A 6,017-nucleotide genomic window follows, 5' to 3' on the forward strand; every position below is an offset into this window, starting at 1 on the left:
CACACCGATCATCACGATCGTGGGGGCACGACGGATGACGGTGCGCGAGCGCCCGGACACCGTGACTGTGCTGCGCGAGTTCGACCTCGTCGGTTGGCTCCGGCGACGTCCGGTCACGCTCACGCCCGAGCAGGTGCAGCAGGTCGCGGCGCTCGCCACTCAGCCCACGACGTGCAAGCGTGCACCTGAGACCGAGTCCGTCGATCACGACGCGTTCGAACGACTGCGACGCGACGTCGAGCGGGCGCGACGGCGCCGCGTCCTGTGGGTGACGCTCGGCATCGCGGCGCTTCCGTTCGCTGCGATCGCCGCGCTCGCGATGTTCTCCGCCACGCTGAGCGCGATCGGGGCCCGTGAGCGATCGGGCGGAGGAGTGCGCTCCGCGCCACCCGGAGCCGCTACGAAGAACGTGGACTCGTCCTCAACAACGCGGCGATCGCAGGCTGCGATCGCTGCCCGATCGAGTGACCGCCGAGCCGAGACATCCGTTAGTGCGAGTTCAGCGTCGCGATCGCCTGCTCGTACGCCCCGTTCACCTCGGAGAAGCGCAGCGGCTTGACGCGCTCGACGAGGATCTCGTTGGCGCCGGGCTGACTGGCCAGGAGCGACATGGTCTCGTCGATGTAGTCATCGAGCGGGAGGAACGCCTCGACCTGCGACTGGCCGCGCATGAGCTCGGTGCGAACAGCGGGCGGGACGAGCTCGATGACCTGCACCGAGGTGCCCGCGAGCTGCAAGCGGATGCTCTCGGTGAACTGGTGGATGAACGCCTTCGAGGCGTTGTAGCTCGGCGTGAGCCGCAGCGGCGTGTGGGCCAGCCCCGACGAGACCGTGATGATCGTGGCATCCGGCCGGGACTGCAGGTGCTCGGTGAAGGCGGCGACGAGCCGCACGGGCCCGAGCACGTTGGTGTCGATGATGCGCTCGGCGGTGTCGAGGAAGCCGGCCGTCGTGACATCCTCTGGCACAATGATGCCGGCCATCGCGATGAGCACGTTCAGGTCGGGGTGGGCGGCGAGCACCGCATCGCGGGCGCTCAGCACCGAGACGGGGTCGCTGATGTCGATCGTGACGGTGCCGAAGCCGTGCGCGGCAGCGAGGCGCTCGAGCACGTCGGTGCGGCGGCCGCCCGATGACGACGGTGTTGCCGGCGTCCTGTAGGCGCTGCGCGAGCGCGAGGCCGATGCCCGAGGTGCCGCCCGGGATGAGGATGGTGTTGCCGGAGATGTTCATGATGTTCCTTTCGATGACCGTCACTCGACTGGTCACCGACCACGATGCGCCGCCGAGCCGCGCTGCGGCACGAGAGACCCGGTTGTCGTAGGATTCCCGATCCCTCCCTCCGGGCGCCGAGGCGGCGCATGCTCAACGGATTCACTGACCGCTCAGCGCGGAACTTATAAGCCCGTTTACACACCCAATCCAAAGTTATTGAGGAATCGCTTGTTTTCTTATAACTTCGAAGCATGAGGCCCGAGAACTTCACGTCCACGGCATTCGGCGAGGTCACGCGGAACCCGCTCAGCTCATGGACGTACCCGTATTACCTGCCCGCCGACCTCCCAAGGTCGCTGGAGCTGCGACGCTCCACGATCGCCGCGCTGTCGCGCGCGGACATCGCGCTTGGGCGCCTCGACGGGCTCGGGCAGCTCGTGACCGATCCCGACCTCCTGCTCGGTCCGTCGATGCTGCAAGAAGCCGTGTCGAGCTCTCGAATCGAGGGCACTCAAGCCTCGCTCAGCGAGGTGCTCGCCGCAGAGGGCTCGGGCGAGCACATCGAAAGCGAGGACGTGCAGGAGGTGCTGAACTACCTGCGGGCGTCACGCGAAGGCCTGGGCCTCTTGCAAACCCTGCCCCTCACTCAGCGGCTGTTCCGTTCGGTGCACTCGACGCTCATGACGGGCGTTCGTGGCGATGAGAAGCGCCCAGGTGAACTCCGCTCCTCGCCCGTCTGGATCGGTTCGGCGGGTGCGGGCCCAGAAAGTGCAGTGTTCATTCCGCCGATCCAAGACCACATCGGGGCACTTCTCACTGATTGGGAACGGTTCGCCAACGAACCGCCTACCACGACGCCTGTGGTGCGCAGTGCCCTGCTGCACTACCAATTCGAGACCATCCACCCCTTCCTCGACGGCAATGGGCGTGTCGGCAGGCTCCTGATCGGATTCGGGCTGATCCACGATCGCGTTCTCCAGGCACCGATTCTCCACATCTCCGGGTACTTCGAGCGCAATCGTGACGAGTACTACACCCGACTTCAGTCGGTGCGAGAGCGAGGCGAAATCGACGAGTGGGTGACATTCTTCGCTGATGCAGTGTCCACCCAGGCCGACCAGAGTGCTCACCGCATCCGCACGCTCGTCAACGTGCGCGAGCAATACCGCAAGCAGGCGTACGGCGATCGCTCGGCGTTGCCGGGCTTGATCGACCTGCTCTTCACCAATCCGCTCGTCACGGTTGGAGCCGTCACTCGGGCCCTCGACGTGAGTCAGCCCACGGCGTCCTCCCTCCTACGGAAGGCCAGCGATCGCGGTTGGCTCGAGAGCCTCGGCCGCCGCGGCCGAGGAGGCCGAGAGGAATGGATCGCCCGCGAGATCTGGAATGCCGTTGCGAGCCCGATCGACCGGGGGTTACCGCTTGGCCGATCGCATTCGTGAACCGACCCGGCACACACGCGCCGTCAGCGCATGTGTGCGGGAAGCACGTTGGCGAAGTCTTCGGTGGTCCGGACGAAACCCGCGCGGCCGCCGCGAGGCATCCATCTGGCCCTTCGACAAGCTCAGGGAGCGGGCGCGTGCAGTCAGGGACCGAGTCGCTCGGGCCGCCCCCCCCCCCCCCCCCCCCCCCCCCGCGACATCCGTCATCGCCGAACGCCTGCGCGTGCAGGCGACCGTGCCGCCGAACACCGGGTTGCAGCGGTTCTTCGGCGTCTCGCCGTTCGGACGCGATGCGGAACCCTGGTATGTGGGCGCGCTCGGCGAGCTGGACGTCGCGCGGCGGCTCGGCGGCCTCGGGCCGGGGTGGTACGTGCTCCACGCGGTACCGGTCGGTACCGGGTCGGGCGATCTCGACCATGTCGTGATCGGGTCCGCCGGGGTGTTCACGATCAACACCAAGCACCACCGCGGCCAGAACGTGTGGGTCGGCGGGCGCCGCATCCTCGTCAACGGGCAGCGAACCGACCACTTGCGCAACGCGAAGCACAAGGCGAAGCGCACGTCGCAACTGCTGTCGGTCGCGGCGCGATCACTGATCGACGTGACGCCGATCGTCGCCGTCGTCGGTGCGCGCCGGATGACGGTGCGCGAGCGCCCGCACGACGTGGTCGTGCTGCACGCGACCGAGCTCACTCGGTGGTTGCAGCGGCATCCGGTCACCCTCACACCGTCGCAGGTGCAGCAGCTCGCGGCACTCGCGGCACAGCCTGCCACCTGGCGACGGATGCCGGAGACCGACGGATGCCGGAGACCGACGGCGTCGATCACGCCGCGTTCGAGCGACTGCGTGCCGCGGTCGATCGCGCCCGGCGCACGCGCCACGGGTGGACATTCGGCGTGATCGCCTCGCTGCCTGTGGCGTTCCCGGCCGCATGGCCGGCGCTGCTCGGGGTGGTGCTTCGGTGACTCCGCTCGAGCCCTGAGCAGTGGGCACTTCGCGCGCGTCACTCGTGGGGCGCCGTGGGAAGCAACTCACCACGCGGCTTCGATCGACGTCACGACCTCGGTGCAGATCGTGCGGAGCGCGCTCGGAACGGGATCTGAGGAGTCGGGGTAGTGCTGGCCGGCGCTGTTGATACGGAGTGGCTTGAGTCCGCCTTCACGAGCCAGCGACCGATATGCATCGGGCAGCCTCGGGTCGACGTGAGCACCACCATCGAAATTCGCCGTGTTCAGCACGAACCAGGCTCGGTCGAGATCCGTGTCAGCGTAGGTCAGCATGGGCCCACGCCACCACGTGGCGAAGTCGCACTCAGAGATGGGCCAGGCCCGGATGTCGGCGAAACCAGATTGGCGCGGGTCATCAATCCATGGCGGATGCTCGAACCGGCCGCCATCGAACGGCACCGACGATCTCCAGACCATTTCGTCGCGCATCCCGAGCTGAGTGAGCAGGCTCGTTGAAGCCGTGGTGTCGTGCACGAGCGACCTGATCGTGACGGCCATCCGCTTCGCCTCGGAGAAATGGCGATCGTCGTATCGCGCGGCTGATGCACGGAGCCAATCGACGTGCTCGAAGAGTCGCTGGCGTAGGTCCCTGCGGGATCTCTGATTGTTCACGTCACAGCGCCGTGAGCGCCGCAGCGAACTCTGGCGTGCGATCCACCGCTTCCGGAAGCGCCTGAAGGACCGCGATCGACACCGTGAGTCGTGAGCCTCCGACCCACGCGACATCCCCAGCCTTCTCTCGCACGGATTGCATCGGCAGCTCGATGGCGGCCAGCACCTCGTAGGTCTCCGCAGCGAAGACCACGAAGATAGCCACGTCGAAACCCCAGGAGCGGAAGACCGAGAACTGCACCGGTTTGGTACGTGACGTCGACGCGATGACCCGCGACTTCACCTGTATCAGACGCCCGTCGAATGCCCGGATGTCCCAGCTCTTCTCGCTGTTGGGCGCAAGAGCGCCGTCGTAGCTCTTTGCGGCCAGCGTCTCGGCAAGATCACCGGCCGGCGCATTCAACGTGCGGATCAAGCCGCGCTGCACGAGCTCGCGCAGGATCCCGGCGTATGCCGCGAGCAGCGCACTGACACTCCAGTCGCGAAGATCGAGGACCTCCGTCGTAGCGGTCGTCCCGACCTCGTCGATGCCGTCACGCGTCATCCGACACCACCTCTTCTCTTCGCGACTCGCTAGTGGTTGAGCACAGCCCAGGCGAGGAGGCTGTCGATCCGTCGGACGTCGGCACCCTTGGTCAGCTTGACCTTGATGTGACCTGCCCGCGTCCAGAGCTCGACCTCGGCGTCGCGATCGAGCATCCCGCCGGCGTTCTCGGTCGACCACATGTTGATCGAGCTGTACGGCAGCGAATAGATCTCGACCTTCTTGCCCGTGATTCCCTGCGCATCACGCACGATCAGGCGCTTCGTCGTGAACGTGGCGGAATCGCGGAACGTCTTGAACGACGCCACTGCCTGCTCTCCCTCCACCAGCAACTGGTTCACGTCGGCAGGAACGGGAATCTCATTCTGCAGCGTCCATGCGAGCATCGGTGCGGTCTCTACCACCGGGTGGTCCCTTCGATCGGTCGCACCCATTGTCGGGCGCATGATGTCGTCAGCATATGCGTGCCGGGGCGTCAGTACGGCGGTGTACCCGGCACTGGGGGGCTTGGAGAAAGTGCCGTCTAAGATTGCCAACCCGTCGAGTCCACACCACGTCCTCGCGCGACCCCGCCTCATCCCGAGAGGCGCCACCGCCCGGCATCCTGCCGTCGCGACGCGTCGATATCACGCCGCGCGAGGTACAGAGCCTCGCCCGCGAGGGACGCGGCAAGCCTGGCCATCGCGATCACCTGTTCTCGGCGATCCTGGTCCGTCATCGTGATCGTCGCCGCGGGGCCACCGAGGGAGTGACCGAGATCGATCCGGATGCGCTCGGACTCGGCCAGCCGCGTCAAGGCCTCGGCGCCGATCCAGCCCGGGTGGCCGGCGATGGCATCGTCTGGACTCCTCCGACGGGGGGGTCCGACTCTGCCGCCCATTGAGAGCCTTGCCAGCGCATTCGAAGCCGGTGCGTTCGAGCCGTTCGCTTGTCATATCCGCCGCATCCGCGAATTGAGATTGCGAATCCGCGACTTGGATGCTGCAGATTCACGACGTTGAGACTGCGAATCCGCCAGCTCTATTCTGCGAATCCGCCAGTCTTGCTCTGCGAATCCGTGAGTTTCGTTCTGCGAATCCGTGAGTTCCGTTCTGCGAATCCGTGAGCTGCTGACGTACCATCGTGCCATGACCGAACTACGGCAGCGGCACATCGCCGGATTCGCCGCCGAAGCGATGGAGACGTTCCCTGCTGTC

7 protein-coding genes are annotated in these 6,017 nt (G+C 66.4%); 2 read left to right on the forward strand and 5 right to left on the reverse strand.

Going from position 1 to position 6,017, the window contains the following annotated elements; all coding sequences use genetic code 11:
* Positions 1–488 precede the first annotated feature (488 nt).
* Positions 489–1,112 (reverse strand): SDR family oxidoreductase, encoded by a 624-nt coding sequence (locus IEX31_RS18065; protein ID WP_308423564.1) that lies wholly within the window; start codon positions 1,110–1,112, stop codon positions 489–491.
* A gap of 354 nt (positions 1,113–1,466) precedes the next feature.
* On the opposite strand from IEX31_RS18065, the gene IEX31_RS18070 reads away from it, so the two are divergent.
* Entirely contained in the window at positions 1,467–2,657 is a 1,191-nt protein-coding gene (locus tag IEX31_RS18070) for a Fic family protein (protein WP_188744786.1), read from the forward strand.
* Positions 2,658–2,892: 235 nt separating this feature from the next.
* Positions 2,893–3,558, forward strand: coding sequence for a nuclease-related domain-containing protein (locus IEX31_RS18075; protein WP_188744787.1), 666 nt, complete (start codon positions 2,893–2,895; stop codon positions 3,556–3,558).
* Between the two features lie 131 nt (positions 3,559–3,689).
* Here IEX31_RS18075 and IEX31_RS18080 read toward each other — a convergent pair whose 3' ends face one another.
* The 4 genes from IEX31_RS18080 to IEX31_RS18095 all read right to left on the reverse strand — a co-directional run bounded on the left by IEX31_RS18080 (position 3,690) and on the right by IEX31_RS18095 (position 5,539).
* Positions 3,690–4,163 carry a hypothetical protein gene (locus IEX31_RS18080; protein WP_188744788.1) on the reverse strand — a complete coding sequence of 158 codons (474 nt, stop codon included), beginning with the start codon at positions 4,161–4,163 and terminating at the stop codon, positions 3,690–3,692.
* A 115-nt stretch (positions 4,164–4,278) separates the two neighbouring features.
* Positions 4,279–4,821 (reverse strand): DUF6998 domain-containing protein, encoded by a 543-nt coding sequence (locus tag IEX31_RS18085; protein WP_229662486.1) that lies wholly within the window; start codon positions 4,819–4,821, stop codon positions 4,279–4,281.
* A 29-nt stretch (positions 4,822–4,850) separates the two neighbouring features.
* The gene (locus IEX31_RS18090; protein WP_188744789.1) at positions 4,851–5,255 is read right to left on the reverse strand and encodes a PH domain-containing protein; all 405 of its coding nucleotides are present in this window, start codon (positions 5,253–5,255) and stop codon (positions 4,851–4,853) included.
* A gap of 140 nt (positions 5,256–5,395) precedes the next feature.
* Entirely contained in the window at positions 5,396–5,539 is a 144-nt protein-coding gene (locus IEX31_RS18095; RefSeq protein ID WP_188744790.1) for a hypothetical protein, read from the reverse strand.
* Positions 5,540–6,017: the final 478 nt, after the last annotated feature.

Source organism: Agromyces bauzanensis (assembly GCF_014645655.1).
Taxonomy (GTDB): domain Bacteria; phylum Actinomycetota; class Actinomycetes; order Actinomycetales; family Microbacteriaceae; genus Agromyces; species Agromyces bauzanensis.